Origin of the sequence: Anaerococcoides asporogena (assembly GCF_029590275.1) — a bacterium.
Classification (GTDB): Bacteria; Bacillota; Clostridia; order Clostridiales; family Clostridiaceae; genus JG1575.
In genome coordinates this window covers 1,408,573-1,427,383 of record NZ_CP120965.1, presented here as the reverse complement: position 1 = coordinate 1,427,383, position 18,811 = coordinate 1,408,573, and the positions used below count along the sequence as shown (strand labels likewise).

General features: G+C 51.3%; 17 protein-coding genes. 8 read left to right on the top strand and 9 right to left on the bottom strand.

The window, feature by feature from the left end; translation table 11 throughout:
• Positions 1-124 precede the first annotated feature (124 nt).
• On the bottom strand, positions 125-862 hold the full coding sequence (locus tag P6M73_RS06890) for a YebC/PmpR family DNA-binding transcriptional regulator (RefSeq protein WP_277855373.1): 738 nt from the start codon (positions 860-862) through the stop codon (positions 125-127).
• A gap of 260 nt (positions 863-1,122) precedes the next feature.
• On the opposite strand from P6M73_RS06890, the gene P6M73_RS06885 reads away from it, so the two are divergent.
• Positions 1,123-1,587, top strand: a complete 465-nt coding sequence (locus P6M73_RS06885; protein ID WP_277855372.1) for a GyrI-like domain-containing protein — start codon at positions 1,123-1,125, stop codon at positions 1,585-1,587.
• A 117-nt stretch (positions 1,588-1,704) separates the two neighbouring features.
• On the opposite strand, the gene P6M73_RS06880 is transcribed toward P6M73_RS06885, so the two are convergent.
• Genes P6M73_RS06880 through hflX form a run of 3 tightly spaced genes read right to left on the bottom strand, consistent with a single transcriptional unit; the run spans position 1,705 to position 5,046 of the window.
• The gene (locus P6M73_RS06880; protein WP_277855371.1) at positions 1,705-2,352 is read right to left on the bottom strand and encodes an IMPACT family protein; all 648 of its coding nucleotides are present in this window, start codon (positions 2,350-2,352) and stop codon (positions 1,705-1,707) included.
• Positions 2,349-3,242: a nucleotidyltransferase domain-containing protein gene (locus P6M73_RS06875; RefSeq protein ID WP_277855370.1), complete on the bottom strand. Its 894-nt coding sequence runs from the start codon at positions 3,240-3,242 to the stop codon at positions 2,349-2,351. The genes P6M73_RS06880 and P6M73_RS06875 overlap by 4 nt, the downstream gene beginning before the upstream one ends.
• A gap of 4 nt (positions 3,243-3,246) precedes the next feature.
• Positions 3,247-5,046, bottom strand: a complete 1,800-nt coding sequence (gene hflX / locus P6M73_RS06870) for a GTPase HflX (RefSeq protein WP_277855369.1) — start codon at positions 5,044-5,046, stop codon at positions 3,247-3,249.
• A 214-nt stretch (positions 5,047-5,260) separates the two neighbouring features.
• Here hflX and P6M73_RS06865 point away from each other — a divergent pair, with 214 nt between their 5' ends.
• From P6M73_RS06865 to P6M73_RS06850, 4 genes are all read left to right on the top strand, one after another.
• Entirely contained in the window at positions 5,261-6,007 is a 747-nt protein-coding gene (locus P6M73_RS06865) for a hypothetical protein (protein ID WP_277855368.1), read from the top strand.
• A 128-nt stretch (positions 6,008-6,135) separates the two neighbouring features.
• Positions 6,136-6,660, top strand: coding sequence for a hypoxanthine phosphoribosyltransferase (gene hpt, locus P6M73_RS06860; RefSeq protein WP_277855367.1), 525 nt, complete (start codon positions 6,136-6,138; stop codon positions 6,658-6,660).
• A 203-nt stretch (positions 6,661-6,863) separates the two neighbouring features.
• Positions 6,864-9,446, top strand: a complete 2,583-nt coding sequence (locus P6M73_RS06855) for a transglycosylase domain-containing protein (RefSeq protein WP_277855366.1) — start codon at positions 6,864-6,866, stop codon at positions 9,444-9,446.
• Between the two features lie 11 nt (positions 9,447-9,457).
• The gene (locus P6M73_RS06850; RefSeq protein WP_277855365.1) at positions 9,458-9,937 is read left to right on the top strand and encodes a methylated-DNA--[protein]-cysteine S-methyltransferase; all 480 of its coding nucleotides are present in this window, start codon (positions 9,458-9,460) and stop codon (positions 9,935-9,937) included.
• A 277-nt stretch (positions 9,938-10,214) separates the two neighbouring features.
• Here P6M73_RS06850 and tkt read toward each other — a convergent pair whose 3' ends face one another.
• The gene (gene tkt, locus P6M73_RS06845) at positions 10,215-12,209 is read right to left on the bottom strand and encodes a transketolase (RefSeq protein WP_277855364.1); all 1,995 of its coding nucleotides are present in this window, start codon (positions 12,207-12,209) and stop codon (positions 10,215-10,217) included.
• A gap of 160 nt (positions 12,210-12,369) precedes the next feature.
• On the bottom strand, positions 12,370-12,543 hold the full coding sequence (locus P6M73_RS06840; protein WP_277855363.1) for a hypothetical protein: 174 nt from the start codon (positions 12,541-12,543) through the stop codon (positions 12,370-12,372).
• Positions 12,544-12,675: 132 nt separating this feature from the next.
• On the opposite strand from P6M73_RS06840, the gene P6M73_RS06835 reads away from it, so the two are divergent.
• The gene (locus tag P6M73_RS06835; RefSeq protein ID WP_277855362.1) at positions 12,676-13,413 is read left to right on the top strand and encodes a YaaA family protein; all 738 of its coding nucleotides are present in this window, start codon (positions 12,676-12,678) and stop codon (positions 13,411-13,413) included.
• Entirely contained in the window at positions 13,385-13,867 is a 483-nt protein-coding gene (locus P6M73_RS06830; protein WP_277855361.1) for a GNAT family N-acetyltransferase, read from the top strand. The genes P6M73_RS06835 and P6M73_RS06830 overlap by 29 nt, the downstream gene beginning before the upstream one ends.
• Positions 13,868-14,114: 247 nt before the next feature.
• Here P6M73_RS06830 and hemW read toward each other — a convergent pair whose 3' ends face one another.
• Both hemW and lepA read right to left on the bottom strand, forming a co-directional pair.
• Entirely contained in the window at positions 14,115-15,251 is a 1,137-nt protein-coding gene (hemW, locus tag P6M73_RS06825; protein WP_277855360.1) for a radical SAM family heme chaperone HemW, read from the bottom strand.
• Positions 15,251-17,053 (bottom strand): translation elongation factor 4, encoded by a 1,803-nt coding sequence (lepA, locus tag P6M73_RS06820; protein WP_277855359.1) that lies wholly within the window; start codon positions 17,051-17,053, stop codon positions 15,251-15,253. Before lepA ends, hemW begins: the two co-directional genes overlap by 1 nt.
• Positions 17,054-17,275: 222 nt before the next feature.
• Here lepA and rpsT point away from each other — a divergent pair, with 222 nt between their 5' ends.
• Positions 17,276-17,548, top strand: coding sequence for a 30S ribosomal protein S20 (gene rpsT, locus P6M73_RS06815; RefSeq protein WP_277855358.1), 273 nt, complete (start codon positions 17,276-17,278; stop codon positions 17,546-17,548).
• Between the two features lie 215 nt (positions 17,549-17,763).
• On the opposite strand, the gene holA is transcribed toward rpsT, so the two are convergent.
• Complete coding sequence (gene holA, locus P6M73_RS06810; protein WP_277855357.1) at positions 17,764-18,807, bottom strand: DNA polymerase III subunit delta; 1,044 nt, start codon at positions 18,805-18,807, stop codon at positions 17,764-17,766.
• Between the last annotated feature and the right edge of the window lie 4 nt (positions 18,808-18,811).

The window sequence follows — 18,811 nt, the reverse complement described above, 5'->3', positions numbered from 1 at the left end:
GACATTCAAATTAACATTGTTCTGATTTTGGTTTGATTGTAAAAAATACGGATAAAATTCAGATTAAAAAAAGATCCCGAACGCCTTGGCAATCAGGATCTTTTTTCATCTGATTCTCGAATGATTAGCCTTCAAATTCGTCCGGGAAGTCCGTATTGTGATAGATGTCATTGACATCATCATCCTCTTCCAGAATATCAATGAGTTTCTGAATCTTGACGGCTGTTTCCATGTCCACTTCCGTATAAAGATTCGGGACCATTTTGATTCCCGATTCGGCAAACGCATAGCCGGCCTGTTCCAGAGCTTCAGAAACCGCTTCATAATCTTCGGGCTCGGTCAGAATCTCAACAGTCTCCTCATCGCGGATGATGTTTTCAGCTCCTGCCTCGATGGCAGCCAGTTCGAGTTCGTCCAGATCAATTTCATCGGTCACTTCCAGGATGAACTGACCTTTTTTATTGAACTGGAAAGAGACGGAACCTGGAGTGCCCAGATTGCCGCCGACTTTGTCAAAAGCATGGCGCACATTGGCCGCGGTCCGATTCTTATTGTCTGTCAAAGCCTCAACAATGAATGCCGGTCCCCCCGGACCGTAGCCTTCATAGGTGATTTCTTCATAACTCGCTCCGCTCAGCTCACCGGCGGCTTTCTTGATTGCCCGCATGATATTGTCCATGGGCATATTGGCTGCCTTGGCTTTAGTAACGACGTCCTTCAATCTGGAATTGGCATCTATATTGGGGTTATCCTTGGCTGCGACCATCAATTCCTTGCCCAGCTTGGTAAATACTCTGGCCCGGGCTGCATCGGTCTTCCCTTTTTTCGCCTGGATATTATGCCACTTTGAATGTCCTGACATGTTGTATCCCTCCTGTCGTATAACAGAAAGATTATAGCAGACCTCCCTGGCTTTTTCAATTTTCACTTTAACCGGGTCATCAACTCAGGATCCCCGACGAATGAAACGCTGAATGAAAGAAAGGAAGGCTGCAGAGTACCACTCCGCAGCAACGGCGGGCGATATTGCTCCACTGAAAATCCGGGAAAGATGCTTTCATCCAATCAATTGGAGCTATAATAAAAAAGAAGAAATGAAATTAAATTGACGAGGTGATCACCATGAACACGCAGCTCATTCAGAAACCTGCCTTCGCGGTGGCTGGTCTTTCCATGACCGGCATAGCAGGAGCAGATTTCCCCGGCCTGTGGACCCGACTGATGGGAGAGATCCCCTTCCCGGATCTGCTTCAGCTTGGTTCCGGAGAAAGTTTCGGGGTATGCTACGATTATCAGCCGGATGATACGTTCCGCTACATGGCCGGTTTTGATGTGAAAGATCGAGCCCGGGCCAGCGAACTGGGACTTGAGATTCTCGACATTGCTCCCGCTCAGTACCTGGTGGTAGAGCTCATCGGACCCATGCCCGAATCGATTCACCGAGGCTGGCAATGGCTCATGACGGAGTACTTCCCTTCCAGCCCCTTCACTCATGCCGGCACCCCTGACTTTGAAGCTTACCTGGAAGGTGACATGTCAGCGACTGACTACAAAATGGAACTATGGGTTCCAGTTCGTGAAAAATAAAAACCCACAGCAGTTTCAAACCCCTGTCAATCCGTTATAAGGATTGATTGAGAAACAGAAAGCTCTCATGGCCGTTCGCCATGAGAGCTTTCTGTTTCCATTTCATTTGGTGTTTTTTTAGTCCTGGTCCACCGGTTCCAGCATTCCATCCTTGCTGAGGAAATAGCGACCTGCCGTAACTTCAGAAAAGATTGCCTGACCCTGGATCTGGTTGGTCAGTTCCGCCATCACGCCGTCCACTTCTTCCTCAGTGGTCAGAAGATGCAGCGTTACGGACTGACTAAAATCGGTCTGCGTGACTTGAAGTTCTGACAGGAAGCTTTTCAGCCGGGCATGGAGATCGTAAGGCAGGGTGACCATGAAAGCGGCACCTTGAATGACCTGCCAGTGGGTAACTGATGCCGCAGCATCGGCTGCCGCCTTGCCGTAAGCCCGGGTCAGTCCCGGAGCGCCCAGCAGGATTCCGCCGAAAAAGCGGCTGACGACCAGACAGACGTCGGTGAGGCCATGCTGAGTCAGCACGTTAAGCACCGGAAGTCCGCCTGTGCCCTGAGGTTCTCCGTCATCCGAATATCGCACAATCTGATTTTTTTCGCCGATGACATACGCAAAGACATGATGCCGGGCCGTTCGTTCCTGTTTGCGGATCCCTTCAATGTACTGCCGCGCTTCCGCCTCACTGGAGCAGGGGCAGATCCGTCCGGTAAATACCGACTTTTTCTCTGTGTATTCCCCCAGTCCTTCTTCTCGAATTGTATAACTCATATGAAGTACACATTCTCTCGAACCAGGGTTTCGGCTCCCTGTGAGAGCAACTCACGGTGATTTCGCTTAAGCAGTTTCTTTTCATACAGCAGAGCCAGAATTGCCTCCATCTCGATCCGGTATGGAAACAGGAGCGGATCCTCCTGAATCTCATTGGCTGACAACGGCCGGTCCTTGTCCCGCAGGTACTGAAACAGAACTTCGGTCAGATCCCGTAGCTTCCGGTCCATTTCCCTAAGAATCCAGGAAACGGTGTCTTCGACCCGCTTCTTCAGGTCGCCCCCGGCCACCAGGTTCGTGAATGCCTGCCGAAAGTCCGGGAACAGCTCCGCGGCAATGTTGATATTGTCCTTGGAGACCATATAGCCGCCCTCATTGATCAGCACCATTGCGTACCAGTTCATGGTGTCCATCAGCGTAACATAGGCTGCCAGCTCGTTGCTGTTCTTCAGGGACTTGCGGATCGAATCCGTCCCCTTGATCACTTTTCCGAAGTAAGTCAGGGTCCAGATTTTTCTGGACTGATCGGTATAGGCCCGACCGGCGTTGAACCGTTCCTCAATGTCACGGTCGCGGCAGTTTACCAGCCGGCTGGAAGCAAACAGGCGGTGCAGGAAACTGCCTTTCAGGTCGAAGCCCTTGGAATTCATGAATTCCTTTTTGGAGAGGAATTTATAATGAACCGGTTTGCCAAGATCCGTGGAATGAACATTGGTCATGCCCGGCGGCCATTTCTTCATGATGACAAAAAAATCAATGTCGGATTTCTCCCAAAGATCGCCGCTGACCATGGAGCCAAAGACAAAGATCGCCAGAACTTCCTTGTTGGACTGAAGTGATTGCACGGCCAGGTTATAGGTCCGTTGATACTCTACGATCTGATCTTCCATTGATCTACTCTTCCTCCTGACCCTCAACGATGTACTCTTTCAGTCTTCCGGCCATGGCGTCCGACAGCTGAGCCCTGAGTCGGGTCCCCTCTTCCACATAGTCTTCTTCCAGGACGTTCCCCTCGGCATGAACCAGGCTCACCTGCTTCTGGTCAGAGAATGGAATGAGCAGATCGTATGTTTTATATTGCTGGGGGAGCAGCCGGCTGATGGTCCAAAGCAGTTCTTCCAGATTCTGGCCGGTCCTGGCGGAAATTGCCAGGGCGCTCTCAGCGTCGGACTGAGTCACCTGCAGACGTTCGCCGGCCATGCTCAGGCCCAGATCGACCTTATTCAATGCCAGAATCATGGGCTTATTGACTGCACCCAGATCTTCCAGCACTTCGTCGACGGCTGCGGCCTGGTCATCGGCATCCGGAGAGGACGCATCGACCACATGAACCAGAACATCGGCATAAATGACCTCTTCCAGGGTGGATTTAAATGCCTCCACCAGGTCATGGGGCAGCTTGCGGATAAAGCCGACCGTATCCGTGAGGGATATGATCCGGCGATCCGGCAGCTCAATGGCCCGGGTCGTGGTGTCCAATGTGGCAAACAGCATGTCGGCCTCAAACACTTTATCTTTTTTCCGGGCATCCCGGGCACTGCGCTCGGCCAGCGCGTTGCGCAGCGTGCTTTTGCCGGCATTGGTATAGCCGACCAAAGCAACCTGAGGCATGTCCTGACGGTGGCGGTTTTCCCGCTGGGTCGCCCGGATCTTCTGGATTCCCTTGAGTTCTTCTGCCAGATCGTGATACCGGCTGCGAATGCGCCGACGATCCGTTTCCAGCTTGGTCTCACCCGGTCCGCGGGTACCGATGCCGCCGCCGGTACGGGACATGACAAGTCCCAGTCCAAGCAGACGGTTCATCCGATACTTCAGCTGCGCCAGTTCAATCTGAAGCTTAGCTTCTCTGGTCTTGGCGCGCCGGGAAAAGATTTCCAGAATCAGCGTGGTGCGGTCAATGATTTTGACCCCGGTCAGATCTTCCATGTTTTTAATCTGAGAACCTGACAGTTCATCATCGGCGATGATGACATTGCTGCGGGTCAGCTGGCACAGATTGGACAGCTCTTCCAGCTTGCCGGATCCCATGTAGTACTGGGAATCTGCCTTGTCCCGAAGCTGAAGCACGCTCTCCGACACTTCGATATCCGCCGCGTCGGCCAGTTCCTTTAATTCTTCCAGGCTTTCCCAGGATTCGATGCCGATGAGCAGAGCTCGTTCCGTCTCATCTTCCCGGACTTCTGAATCCTTCAGCAGTTCCTGGTTATATCGGACCTTGTCTTCGATATTAACTTCCAGCGCATCCTCCCAGGTCAGTTCCCGGGTGATCTCCGCCACCAGCGCTCCCTCCGATACGGTAGAAAATCCGATGGATATCCGCGAATCCTCGGTATTACAGGCAACAGCCGCCATGCAGTCGAGCCTCAGTTTCAGAAGCGCCGACAAATCGAGGGCGGACAGCCTGGACAGTCCGTTGGGATGGGTATGCACAATCCGGAATCCAGACAGCTTGCGGGCCGTCGTATCCATGACCGGCAGCGACACGCTGGCCGAGTCCCCGATGGTCACTTCTGTCACGTTCCCGCGTCGATCAATAGTCACTGAGACCTCGCGATCAATCCGCTCCGTCACCGCTCTCACCAGATCCAGAATTTCCCGGCTCGCAATTTCATACTTCTGACTTTTCATATCATAAAGGGTTTCCAGCTGCTTTAACACAACATCCCTTACACCTTCTACATTGCCGTAGATCAAATGATTCACCTGCCTTGTCCCTGATTCACAGGACGTTTATTCCTTTTATCATATCAAATAATCGCCCTGCCCGCTTACATTTTCCGCAACATTCGATGGAACCCAGCCACCCCGCCGTACATAACCCGGGACTGCCCCCGTTTTGTCCGGACAGTCTGCTAGAGTGAAACAACAAAGTAAATTTTTACAAAACTCATCCAGGGAGGTTTTTTTCATGAAGCACTCATTATCCAAGAATCGAGTCCGTCCGGACAGGCCGAACCGGATCCCTCTGAAGACTGAGAGAGTGTGTCCGCAAGCACCCGATCCGAAGATTAGCCATCGACTCCTGTATCATTTGGAGCATTCGAAACAGCCTGATTCGAAAACCGCTGCCGTCGGCTTTGGGGATTCAGGATCGCTTCAGCCGGTAGTCAGTTCAGTCTCGCTAATTGCTGAAGAAACGGGCAATTTCCGATTGATTTGTGAACCCCCTGTGCCAGTTTCGCGGATTCCAACTTATGCCAGGCGGCTGGACATCGTAGCCCAGCAGTCCGGTGACATGCAGCTGCTGCTGGCTCTGCTGGGATTGTGCGGCCTGACCTTCCGGGAAACGATATCCTTAAGACGGCGCGATATCGACTGGAAGCGGCAGACGCTGCCTCTGCGCCAGCACGACTCTGGATTACCCGTAGTGGATGCCCAAGAGAGGAATCGGGAGATTCCACTGCCAGAAGCGGTCATGGAACTGATCCGGCAGCGTCCGGTAAATTTGAGCGGTCAGCTGTTTGAGAACCGACACACCCGAACGGAACTGAATACCCTGCTCAGGCCCTATCATCTTTGTTTGGCCGACCTGCGCGATGCCTGCATCCGGGACTTCATTGCCGCGGGAGCATCTCCGGAAGCGGCTGCGCACCGATTTGCAGAGCCGCTGACAAGAATTCAGGCACGTTACGGCTCCTTGTTTGACAAATCCTGAGAATCCCGGATTCAATTCCGGTCAGGCAGGATATAATGGTCCAATCAAAAAACTTCTTGCAATCAAAGCCCGAACTGAAGAAAATGATTATAATAGATACATCGGTTCATATAAGCGGAGGATAACCCATGGAAGATCGCAAGAAACATGTTTTAATCACGAAGGAAGAAATTGATGCACAGATTCGCCGGCTGAGCCAGGAGATCACCCAGCACTATCAGGGGAAGAATCTCTATGTTCTGGCCTTGCTGCGCGGAAGCTTCATTTTCGCATCCGATCTGGTACGGGCAGTGGACCTCCCCATGAAGATCGGATTTATGACGACAGCTTCCTATGGCAATGCCGAGCATTCATCCGGCAACGTCGAAGTCGTCAATGACATTCCCGACAGTGTGGAAGGCTACGACGTTCTGGTCGTTGATGATATCATCGATACGGGCTACACGATGAATTTCGTTTTGAACCATATCCGGAACAAGGGAGCCAGATCCGTCAAGTTCTGCACCCTTTTGGATAAGCCGTCTCGCCGCCAGGTTGGAAGCCTGACACCGGACTTCTGCGGCTTTACGATTGAAGATGTCTTTGTCGTAGGATATGGACTTAATTACGGAGATTACTACCGCAATGTTCCCTATATCTTCAATTTCGAATAGAATAACAGAAAATTTGGATTTCCCCTGCGGGATCAGCCAAAAAGACTTTGCCGGAACAATCCGGCAAAGTCTTTTTTGTCATCATTTCTTCATCTTATTTTCTCAGGATTCACTATAATAGGAATACGGATTTCAATTGGAATCCGCGCTTGTGATATAATGAATCCGTTATTCCTATCCCTTTTAACAAATGGAGGTCCTTCATGGCTCAAAAAGTGAAAAAAACAGCCAAAAAAACATATACCCGACACTCCGGACTGCAGGTCTTTGGGAAAGTTCTCAAAGGTCTGGTCATCTTCACCCTGGTGGTGATCCTGATTGCGTCCGTCTTCCTGGGAACGAAAGTTCTGGCCATTGCCAAGGACGCCCCGGAAGCTGACATCGAAAAGTTTCTGTCCTTGAATTCTCAGAGCGTACTGCTGGATGACAAGGGCGAAATCATGGACCGGATCATATCCAGTGAAGTCCGTCTGCCCGTGGAACTGTCCCAGATCAGTCCAAATCTTCAAAAGGCCTTAATCGCCATTGAGGACGAACGCTTTTACGAACACAACGGGGTTGATTTCAAGCGAACCATCTCGGTTACGCTGCGCTACGCTCTGAGCAAGCTGGTCGGCGGAGATTTCGATCAGGGCGGCTCCACGTTGACGCAGCAGCTGATCAAGAACACCTTCCTGACGACAAAAAAGGAAGAATCCCGGAAAATCCAGGAAATCTACATGGCGCTGCAGATTGAAAAGAACATTCCGAAAGAAAAAATCCTGGAAACGTATCTGAACTCCATCTTTCTGGGCGGACGTGCCCACGGTGTGGAAGCCGGTGCCAGACAGTACTTCTCCAAGTCGGCAAAGGATCTGACGGTTATTGAATCCGCCTACCTGGCTGGCGTGCCCCAAGCGCCCTCCGTTTATTATGCCTTCACCAAGGCAAACCAGAAGGATCCAACGCCCTACATCAACCGGACCCTGCTGGTTCTGAGCCAGATGCAGAAAAATAATTTCATTACCGAATCTGAATACGAGACGTATCGAGATGAAATCAAGGAAAACGGCATCCCCTTCAACTACACCGCTCTGACCAACGGCGGTAAATACAATTACGAGTACTTCACCCGCCCGGTCGTGACCCAGGTTCTGGATGATATGGTGGAACAGCTTGGCATCACCCGGGAACAGGCGCAGGAGAACCTCGCGCTGAACGGATATATCATCTACACGACCATGGACCGCTCGTTCCAGGAACATACCGAAAAGGAAATCAACAATAAAGACAACTACCGCTTTAAGGAATACGTTGATGCCAACGGCATCATTCAGCCTCAGGTCTCCGCGGTTGTCACCGAGCCCTCCACCGGGTACGTCAAAGCCATTGTCGGCGGTCGCGGCAATCAGGTTGCTGCCGGCCCCAACCGGGCTGCCTCCTCCAGTTTCCTTCGGGCCATTGGTTCTTCGACCAAGCCGCTGACGGTTTTCGCGGCAGGCATTGACTCCAAGACCTTCAATTCCGCAACCGTCTTTGAGGATTCTCCGCTGCCCCTGGAAGACCGCAAAGCCTACTTTGCCGGCAGTGATGTCGACTATAACGACCCCTCAAAGCCTGGTAACTCCTATGACCGCTGGTGGGGTTACACCAACGCCCGTGATGCCCTGAGACGCTCCAGCAATATGGTAGCGATCAAAGCCCTTCAGGCTGTCGGTCAGCCCACCGCCCAGACCTATGCGGAAAAATTCGGTCTGGTTCTACCGCCGGCAGGCTATCGCGGACTGTCCATGTACGCACTGGGCCAGTATGCCAATATCAATGGAAAAGACGGAGCCAATCCTCTGATTATGGCCTCCGCTTATGGAACCTTCGCCAATAACGGCATTAAAAACGACTCCCTGCTTTATACCAAGGTCGTAGATGCTGCCGGGAATGTCATTCTGGAGAACAAGCCCAGAGGTGAGCAGATCATCAAGCCCGGAACGGCCTACATCATGTGGGATCTGCTGAAGAATGTTGTGGATGGAAACGAAAGCATTTCCAAGCTCAAGTTCGGCAAAATGCCCGTGGGCGGCAAGACCGGAACAACCCAGGACAACAAAGAGCTCTGGTTTGCCGGCACGACGCCATATTACTCCGCAGCCATCCTGATCGCTTCCGACGATCACAAGCCGATCATCGACAAGGCCACCGGCGAAGGCATGAGCTCTGCGATCGGCGGAATCAAGGCCTGGGGAGCCATCATGGCGTTCCCCCATGAAGGAAAAGAAGTGAAAGACCTTCCAGTACCCAATGATATCGTCAAGGTACCCGTCAGCTATGATTCCGGAACCCTGCCCACCGATCTGACCCGCCGGGATCCCCGCGGTGACCGGACTGTTTCGGAATGGTTCTTCCGGGATATGGTTCCGACGACCTTTGATGATATCCACGTCGAAGTAGAAATCAACAAACTTACCGGAAAACTGGCCACAGCCTGGACCTTCCCCATGTTTATTGAACGGAAAGTATACATCACCCGAAACTATGTCCCGGAAGTCAAGCTGGAGGACCAGAAATATGTTCTTCCCAAAGAATATGACAAGGGTCCGGACGAGGACGGCTACACTGTACCGGTGACGCAGCCGGCGACTCAGCCTGGAACAGTGCCTCCCGCGACAACAGACCCACAGACATCCGATCCGGCAACGAAACCGACAACCAAGCCACCGTCGACGAAACCGCCGGCAACCCAGCCCCCGGCAACCCAGCCGCCCGAAACTCAGCCGCCTGAAACTCAGCCGGAAGAACCGGCCGAACCGTAAAGGAGTCCGCAATGGCAAGTTCGATTATCTCCAGTCCGCTGGGAGCCATCCATCTGGAATCCAATGCACAGGGTCTGACCCTGCTTGAGTTTTCATCTGAACGACCAGCCGCTGAACCACCCAGCGATCCCTTCCTGTGTCAGGCAGCCAACGAGCTGGCCGAGTACTTCCGGGGAGAGAGAACCCGTTTCACGGTTCCCCTGGCTCAGATCGGCACCCCTTTTCAGACCAGAGTGTGGGACGAACTGAGCCGGATCCCCTACGGCTCCACCATCTCCTATGGCGAACTGGCCCGACGCGTCGGACAGCCGAAAGCCAGCCGGGCAGTCGGCGGAGCCAACGGCAAGAATCATATCGCCATCATCGTCCCGTGTCACCGGGTCATCGCCGGGGACGGCACCCTGGGAGGCTATGCCACCGGTCCGGTCCACAAATCCTATCTGCTGGAACTGGAAGGCGCGCCCTTCAGAAAACCGCAGAACCGGTCATAACCAGGCACCGGGACAATTCCAAAAATCAATTTAAACTATACTGAAAGGCTCGATTCGCTTGTTGCGGATCGAGCCTTGTGCTTTGCGGATTCTTTCTCAGTCTGTTTGGGTTTGTTCCAATCTGTTTGGGTCTGTTCCGATCTGTTTGGGTCTGACTGAGTATTTGTCAGTTTCTTCTGGTCTGCAAGAAACCGCCCGGCTGAAGCCGGGCGGTTTTCTGATTGGTTGAACTAATTGATGTTGGTCTGCTTGAATGGTCTCATTCTGCCTGAGAATATTATTTTTCCAGGAGAGAAAGAGCCTTGGCAACAACGGACTCCGAGTTGATGCCGAATTTCTCAAGCACAACATCTCCAGGAGCGGATGCTCCAAAATGATCCAGTCCGATGACTTCGCCTTTGCGTCCAAGGTAGGGTGACCACATGATGCCAAATCCGGCCTCCATGGCGATGCGAACCTTCACGGACTTGGGCAGAACAGATTCCTTGTATTTCTCATCCTGGTCATCAAACAGTCTCTTGCAGGGCATGGAGACGACACGGGCATCGATTCCCTGCTCAAGCAGTTTCTCCCGGGCGGCAACCATATGCTGAACTTCTGAGCCGGCTGCCATGAGAATGAGGTCTGGCTGAGCCTTGGTCTCATGGACCAGTACGTAGCCGCCTTTTTCCGCATTGATTCCGGTTCCCTCAAGGACCGGAAGATCCTGACGGGACAGCGCGATGCTGAACGGAGAAGTTGAGATTTCCATGGCTTTGATCCAGGCTGCAACCGTCTCCCGGTAATCACAGGGCCGGAACGCATACAGATTCGGGATCATTTCCAGGGATGCCTGCTGTTCGATGGGCTGATGGGTCGGACCGTCTTCACCGACTGCCACCGAGTCATGGGTCAGGATGAAGAGTGAGCCGATGTCCATCAGGGCCGACAGCCGGACAGAAGGTCTCAGGTAATCGGAGAAAATCAGGAAAGTGGAACCAAATGCCTTGAATCCTCCATGCAGAGTAATGCCGTTAACAATCGCTGCCATGGCATGCTCGCGAACACCAAACCGGATATTGCGTCCGGCCGGAGTCTGTGGCTGGTAATCCCCCTTGTCTTTCATGTAGGTCAGGTTGGACCCTGCCAGGTCGGCGGATCCGCCCACCAGATTGGGAACCTGATCAGCTAGAAGATTCAGGATGTCATGGGAAGCCTTGCGGGTTGAAACCTTGGCTAATTCTGTGTGATACAGCGCAGTGGTATCCACATCCTTCAGCAGTTTGCCGCGCATCCACTGTTCGTACTCTTCATAGAGTTCCGGCTGTGTTTTGGCGTAGCGCTTCAGCATGCTTTCCCACTTCTTGTGGACTTTTTTCTTTTCTGCCACCAGTTCGCTGGTATGGGCAGCCACTTCCTCCGGAACGGTGAACGGTTCATAGTTCCAGCCCAGTTCCTGTTTCATGGCAGCAATTTCCGCGTCTCCCAGGGGAGCACCATGGACTTTGCTGGTTCCCTGCATGTTCGGGGCTCCGAAACCGATGATGGTCTTGACTTTGATCAGGGTCGGTTTGTTTTTCTGTGCTTTCGCCCGGCGAATCGCAGCATGGATTGCCGCCGTATCGGTTCCGTCCTTGACTTCGAGAACCTGCCAGCCATAAGCTTCGTATCGCTTCTTCACATCCTCCGTAAAGGAGATGTGGGTCGTTCCGTCGATGGTAATGTTGTTATCATCATAAAGTACGATGAGTTTGCCCAGTTTCAGATGGCCTGCCAGCGAAGAGGCTTCCGAGGTAATGCCTTCCATGAGACAGCCGTCTCCGGAGATGACATAGGTGTAGTGATCCACGACCGGGAAGCCGGGCCGGTTGAATTTTTCAGCCAGCATGGTTTCCGCGATGGCCATACCAACGGCAGAGCTCAGTCCCTGTCCGAGCGGGCCGGTGGTCATCTCAACGCCGACGGTGTGACCAAATTCCGGATGTCCCGGAGTCTTGGAATCCCACTGCCGGAAATTCTTGATGTCTTCCATGCTCATGGGATAGCCAAACAGGTGGAGCAGGGAGTAAAGAAGCATGGAGCCGTGTCCGGCGGACAGAACAAACCGGTCCCGGTTGTCCCAGTACGGCAGTTCCGGATCAAATTTCATGAAGTCCTTATATAATGCATATGCCATCGGGGCCGCACCCATGGGCATCCCGGGATGGCCTGATTTTGCTTTCTGCACGGCCTCCGCTGATAATACACGAATGGTATTAATGGTCAGTTGATCGATGTGCTCATTATTGTTCATGCGAACCCTCCGAATATGTGTTTTTTTATTCCTATAGAATATTACCATAAATCAAGATAAATATGGAGACGCATTTTTTATTCTCCAAATTATTCAGACGGCTTCGAACACCCTCGGATCAAAATGGGCTATACGCAGAAAAACGATTGGGATTGGCTGATTATTTTGTTTTCAAGCCTTTAATTGACTCCTCACGGGTCATTTCCTGGTACCGTGTAATCGTATGCTCATTGACTAAAACCATGATTCCATTTTCGCGATAAAACCGCCTCCCTGTTTTTTCAAACTGCTCAATGGCCCGTTTCAGATATTTTTCTTCCGTTGTGATATTCATATCCTTTCCCTCTCTTTCATTCTGTTCGTACATACATTCTAACAAAGAGTGAGGACACATTTGGTAGCCTGCCAGGAGATTGAATAAAATATGATACAATTAGAATCGAATGAAATCAGGAGGAATTGAATCATGATTGCCGTATTGTCCCCCGCCAAAACCATGCGGGAAGAAACGTTTGAGATCGAGATGACCAGGCCAAGATTCGCCTCTGATGCCAGCAAGCTGGTGTCAGTTCTTAAGAAAAAGGATGTCTCTGATCTAATGAGTCTGATGAAGATTTCGGAAAAGCTCGCTATTCAGAATTATGATCGCTTCCATGCCTTTTCCCGTTCAGCATCCTATCCAGCCGGCTGGCTGTTCAACGGGGATGTGTTCAACGGTCTGGCCATTGACGAGTTCGATGCGTCCGATCTGGATTACGCGGAAGACCACCTCCGGATTCTGTCCGGTCTGTACGGCATCCTGCGCCTGCGAGACGGCATTAAGCCTTACCGCCTGGAAATGGGTACTCGCCTGGTGACGGACAAGGGCAATGACCTGTACGAGTTCTGGGGCAATAAAGTGTCAAAGGAACTGGTCAAAAGTCCTCAGGCGGATCTGCTGGTCAATCTGGCCTCCAAGGAATATTCCCGAGTTCTTCATCTGCCCGCTCTCCCGATTCCGGTACTGACGGTAGAGTTCATGGAAATTCGCAGTGGCAAACCGGTAGGTATCCCGCTTTTTTCCAAAAAGGCCCGCGGTCTGATGGCTCGCTATATGGCCAAAACCAAAGCAGCCGTGAAAAAGGATCTGAAAAGCTTTGATTATGAGGGTTACACCTTCTCGGAGGAGCTGTCCGATGACTGGACTTATGTTTTCACCAGATAAGCCTGATTTTCAACCGGACTTTCTCCCCTGCACCGAGGCTGACTTGCCGATCATCCTGGCACCGGTTGCCGAATTGCTGGCCACTGTTGAGACAGAACGGATGGTTGATCTGACGGTGGTAAGGCTGGCCATGGAAGAAGAAATCCGCAGCGAACTGCCTGACTACACAAAAATATCAGTCGGGGGAGAAATTCTCGGGTGGTATCACCTGATCCACTCGGATCAGGGGGTGGAACTGGATGACTTTAATATCCTGAATGAATTCCAGTCCCGCGGTCTGGGCAGTCTGGCCCTGAATCGCATCATCCGGCAGACTGCACTGGTGGAATATCCCATATGGTGCACTGTCACCCGAGGCAATGAAGCTGCCATTCGATTCTACCAGCGCCACGGATTTAAACAGACCGCAGAAACCGATCAGGTCATCACGCTGTCATTGACCCAGGCCCCATAAAAAATAAATTCCTGACCATAGCAAAGCACCCGGACTGATAGTAATCAGACCGGGTGCTTTGCTATGGTCGGCATGAATCGTATGATTTGCCTCTGGATTTGTCCTCTGCATTTGTCTTTTGGATTTGTCTTCTCGATTTGTCTTCTCGATTCGTCTTCTCGATTCGTCCTTAGGTTCACCTTCTGAATTGTCTCAATCATTCCTGGTTGATTCCACATCCGCAAGATCTGCCTGGTCTTCCTGGCCATTACGAATCCTGTGGAGAAGTAAGGATGAAATCCGACAGGATGTAATTGCTCAAATCCAGTCCGCGGGTTGTGAGGTACAGCCGATCGCCCTGTCGGACCATGAGTCCGTTGGCAATGAAACGATCGCACACCCCGGGGTAAACCGAGTCAAAGGACTCGCCGAAGCGCTCGAAGAATTGCTCCATCGAAATTCCCGCTGTTTTCCGCAGACCCATGAAGACGAATTCCTCCATCGTATCTTCGCGGCTGTTGCGATGGACCGACTCAGAAACATCCTCGCCCGATTCGATTCCGTGAATGTACTCCGAAACTGAGGGCGTGTTGATCCAGCGCAATCCTTCGCTGAAACCGGCAGCGGCCACCCCGCAGCCAATGAACTCCCCAAGATCCCAGTAATTCAGATTGTGGCGGCATTCCAGCCCGTTCCTGGCATAGTTTGAGATCTCATAGCGATGATAGCCGGCTTCTTCCAGACGCTGGCGAAACAGATCCTGAAACTGACGGTCCGTTTCGTCATCGGTCAGCTGAAGCTGCCCTTCCTCCACTTTCTTGTAGAAAGGAGTCCCTTCTTCCAGGATCATGCTGTATACTGACACATGTTCCGGTGCCAGGGCCAGACTTTTCTCGATGGTATCCAAAATCACGCTCTGGTCCTGTCCGGGAAGTGCTGTGATCAGATCAAAACTCAGATTGGTGAACCCTTCCTGGCGAAGCAGGCTGTAGCTTTTCAGAAATGTCGCATAATCATGTATGCGGCCGATGTTTTTTAGAATCAGATCATCGGTGGACTGAAGCCCCATGGATACCCGGTTAATCCCAGCCTCTTTCATCAGGCGCACCTTGGTCAGTGACAGAGACTCGGGATTGGCTTCCATCGTAACTTCCTGCTCCGGTGAAGTAATCTGAGACTTCACTATGGCCATCAGATGCGCAAAGCTGGCATCATCCAGGCTGGTCGGTGTTCCCCCGCCGATGAAGATGGTTTGAGCCTGCTTGCCCTGCATCTGCTGCCGGACTTCTTTTTCCAGCGCTTTCACATAATCGGGCATCAGCCCTTCCAAACCGGTATAAGTGGTGAAATCACAGTAGTAACAGCGCTTTTTGCAGAACGGGATATGAATATAAAGGCCTGGCATTACTCCACCTTAAGGACTGCCATAAAGGCTTCCTGCGGAACTTCTACGGATCCGACCTGACGCATCCGTTTCTTTCCTTCCTTTTGCTTCTCGAGCAGTTTCTTCTTCCGGGAGATGTCTCCGCCATAACACTTGGCCAAAACGTCTTTACGCATCGCCTTGACGGTCTCGCGGGCTATCACTTTGCTGCCGATGGCCGCCTGGATGGGCACTTCAAACATCTGCCGGGGAATAACTTCCTTCAGCTTCTCCGCGATGTTTCGTCCCTTGAGGTAAGCCCGGTCTTCCGGAACGATCATGGACAGAGCATCTACCGTTTCGCCGTTCAGAAGGATATCCAGCTTGACCAGCTTAGTCTCCTGATAGCCGTGCAGCTCGTAATCCAGGGATGCGTAGCCGCGGGTTCTGGATTTCAGGGTATCAAAGAAATCATAGATGATCTCATTGAGCGGAAGAATATAATTGAGCTGTGCCCGGGTCTGCTCGATATACTCCATCCCTAGGTATACGCCGCGGCGGGCCTGGCAAAGATCCATGATGGAACCGACATATTCGCTGGGCGTGATCACCGTTGCTTTAACCACGGGTTCTTCCATGTGGTCGATTTCGTTGGGCGACGGCAGGTTGGTCGGGTTGGTGATTTCCACTACAGATCCGTCCGTTCGAAAGACCTTGTAAATAACGGAGGGAGAGGTAGTGATGATATCCAGATCAAATTCCCGTTCGATCCGTTCCTGAATAATTTCCATGTGGAGCAGCCCGAGGAATCCGCAGCGGAATCCAAAGCCCAGGGCAACGGAGGTTTCCGGTTCGAAGTCAAGTGCTGCATCATTCATCTGCAGTTTCTCCAGCGCTTCCCGCAGTTCGTCATAGCGGGCTCCATCCATCGGATAGATTCCGGAGAAAACCATGGGGACAGCCTTTTTGTATCCCGGCAGAGCGGTCTCAGCTGGAGTATTGGCCAGCGTAATGGTATCGCCCACACGGGCATCTCTTACATTTTTAATGGAGCCGGTAATATATCCGACATCGCCCGACTTGAGCTCATCCAGGGGCAGATATCCCGGCGTAAAGACACCAAGTTCAGTCACGTCGTATTCTTTCTTCGTGGCCATGAATCGGATCTTGTCTCCCGGGCGGACGGTTCCTTCCTTGATTCGGACATGAGCGACTACTCCGCGGTACGGATCGTAATAGGAATCAAAGATCAATGCCCGCAAAGGCGCGTTCTCATCGCCGGTTGGAGCTGGAACTTTTTCAACAATTGCTTCCAGCACCTGTTCAATGTTGAGACCGGTTTTGGCTGAGATCTGAGGAGCGTCATGAGCAACAATTCCGATGATGTCTTCGATTTCCTGAATGGCTTCTTCCGGACGCGCCGAGGCCAGATCCATTTTATTGATCACCGGCACAATCTCCAGATTGTTTTCCAGGGCCAGGTAAGTGTTCGCCAAAGTCTGCGCCTGAATGCCCTGCGTGGCGTCAACGACCAGGATCGCTCCCTCGCAGGCCTGCAAGGAGCGTGATACTTCATAATTGAAGTCTACATGCCCCGGTGTGTCGATCATATTCAGATAATACTCTTCACCGTCTGCCCGGCGGTAAATCAGACGGACAGCCTGTGCCTTGATCGTGATTCCCCGTTCCCGCTCCAGATCCATGTTATCCAGGATTTGCTCCGCCATTTCCCGTTCCGTCAGGGTCTGTGTCGCTTCGATCAGGCGATCGGCCAGAGTCGATTTGCCGTGGTCAATGTGAGCGACGATGGAAAAATTACGGATGTTGCTTTGTCTTCTGCTCATTTTTTTCTCCTATTCAAACGGTTCGACTCAGTCGAACAAAAAATTATCCCATTTTCTAACATTAGAATTATATCATATCCTTGATATTATTTCGGATTTGTACTATACTAATTTTTGCGATGCATGAGAAATCCGTTGAATTTCAGCAGACATGATGATATAATTTGTCTGTTGTCTAAAAAACGGAAATTAAACCCAGGAAATGGTTAAGGGGGTGAAAACGTGGCAAACATTAAATCATCAATCAAACGGATTGCAACTACCGAAAAGAAAACATTGCAGAACAAGTCCAAGAAATCTGCTTTGAAAACGACTTTGAAGAAGTTTGAAGCAGCTGTGAGCGAAAGTGCAGAAACTGCCGGAGTTCTCTATCAGGCTGCTGTTAAGTCCCTGGACAAAGCTGCTTCTAAGGGTATTATCCATAAGAATGCTGCAGCCAGAAAGAAATCCAGACTGGCAGCTAAGTTGAACAAAGAAAACCAGGCAGCAAAGTAGTACAGCTAGTCAAACTGCATGGATAAAAACCCCCGTTTCACGGAGGTTTTTTTATTTTTTGCTGATTCATGAATTTTCCAGTTTGGCTTACTCCCCCTGCTTCCTGTTCCCTGATATGAAAAAAGGATGAGCCGATTCGGACTCATCCTTTTTGATATGATTCGAGCTCTCGGGAAGATTGTTCTTTGCGCCGCCCAGACTTCCAGGACGGAGCACTACATGCCGGCAGTACCTGCCAGAGCCAGAATCAGCATTTCGATCTCGCGCTCCGGATTGGTTGGTGTTCCCTTCATCCGCTCTTCCGAATCAACCAGGAGCTTGAACATGGCATTGAGTCGGGTCAGACTGATCGGTCGAATCATGGCGACCTTTTTTTCAACCAGCCAAGGCATCCGCTCATTCAATTCCTCCATGAGGGTTTTCACCGGAAGTCCTGCCGCGATCCGGATTTTATAGTTGTAGGCCTCTCTCAGGCGATAGCCGCAGACTTCCAGGATCTCATGCGGTTCGGTTCGCTTATAGATCAGTTCATTGTACAGAAGCACCGCATCCCTGGCTTTTCCCTGCATAACCATATCCAGCAGATCATACTTGTGGCGTGTCCCGGATTTGATCATCAGCCGGTCAATATCGCTTTTTTCAATGGAACGGCCGGTCGCATAGGCTAAAATTTTATCGAGCTCCTGACGAAGTTGCAGAATGTTGCCTTCAAAATTTTCCCGGATGTAGGTCAGCATGGGCCTGGAGATTTCCATTCCTTTCTCGCGAAAATATTCCTCCAGATATTCCGAAACATTTTCCTTTTTCAGGACAGGCATCTTCATTACCAAGGCGTCAGTCTTGTGAGCTTTTTTTTCAAGCGCTTTGATCTTCGTATCTTTCTTATCCTGATCCGTTATGTAGTAGACCAGCAGAAGCGTATCCTCTGGCGGATTTTCCAGAAAGCCGGAAATCAGCTTGATCTTTTCCTGCCAGTCCCGCATGGCCTGATTGCCCGTAAAAAAATCAGCCCGAAACACCTCGACGACTTTTCGTTCCCCCATGAAAGGCAGCGTCATCAGCGCAGCTTCCAGTTCTGCCAGCTCCGCTTTCTGTCCGTCAATTCGAATATAGTTAAAAATATCATTCGGAGCGATCCCAGTTTTTTTCTGAATCGCCTCCACAACTTCTTTAATAAATCCTTCATCTTCGCCATAAAGAGCATAGGCGCGGCGCAGCTTGCCCTGATCAATCTCTTTTTTTAAATCACTGTAATACATAGGC

Excerpts from the sequence above, each read along its gene's own strand:
- P6M73_RS06890 (WP_277855373.1), bottom strand. The coding sequence starts at position 862 with ATGTCAGGACATTCAAAGTGGCATAATATCCAGGCGAAAAAAGGGAAG.
- P6M73_RS06885 (WP_277855372.1), top strand. The coding sequence starts at position 1,123 with ATGAACACGCAGCTCATTCAGAAACCTGCCTTCGCGGTGGCTGGTCTT.
- P6M73_RS06880 (WP_277855371.1), bottom strand. The coding sequence starts at position 2,352 with ATGAGTTATACAATTCGAGAAGAAGGACTGGGGGAATACACAGAGAAA.
- P6M73_RS06875 (WP_277855370.1), bottom strand. The coding sequence starts at position 3,242 with ATGGAAGATCAGATCGTAGAGTATCAACGGACCTATAACCTGGCCGTG.
- P6M73_RS06865 (WP_277855368.1), top strand. The coding sequence starts at position 5,261 with ATGAAGCACTCATTATCCAAGAATCGAGTCCGTCCGGACAGGCCGAAC.
- hpt (WP_277855367.1), top strand. The coding sequence starts at position 6,136 with ATGGAAGATCGCAAGAAACATGTTTTAATCACGAAGGAAGAAATTGAT.
- P6M73_RS06855 (WP_277855366.1), top strand. The coding sequence starts at position 6,864 with ATGGCTCAAAAAGTGAAAAAAACAGCCAAAAAAACATATACCCGACAC.
- P6M73_RS06850 (WP_277855365.1), top strand. The coding sequence starts at position 9,458 with ATGGCAAGTTCGATTATCTCCAGTCCGCTGGGAGCCATCCATCTGGAA.
- tkt (WP_277855364.1), bottom strand. The coding sequence starts at position 12,209 with ATGAACAATAATGAGCACATCGATCAACTGACCATTAATACCATTCGT.
- P6M73_RS06840 (WP_277855363.1), bottom strand. The coding sequence starts at position 12,543 with ATGAATATCACAACGGAAGAAAAATATCTGAAACGGGCCATTGAGCAG.
- P6M73_RS06835 (WP_277855362.1), top strand. The coding sequence starts at position 12,676 with ATGATTGCCGTATTGTCCCCCGCCAAAACCATGCGGGAAGAAACGTTT.
- P6M73_RS06830 (WP_277855361.1), top strand. The coding sequence starts at position 13,385 with ATGACTGGACTTATGTTTTCACCAGATAAGCCTGATTTTCAACCGGAC.
- hemW (WP_277855360.1), bottom strand. The coding sequence starts at position 15,251 with ATGCCAGGCCTTTATATTCATATCCCGTTCTGCAAAAAGCGCTGTTAC.
- lepA (WP_277855359.1), bottom strand. The coding sequence starts at position 17,053 with ATGAGCAGAAGACAAAGCAACATCCGTAATTTTTCCATCGTCGCTCAC.
- holA (WP_277855357.1), bottom strand. The coding sequence starts at position 18,807 with ATGTATTACAGTGATTTAAAAAAAGAGATTGATCAGGGCAAGCTGCGC.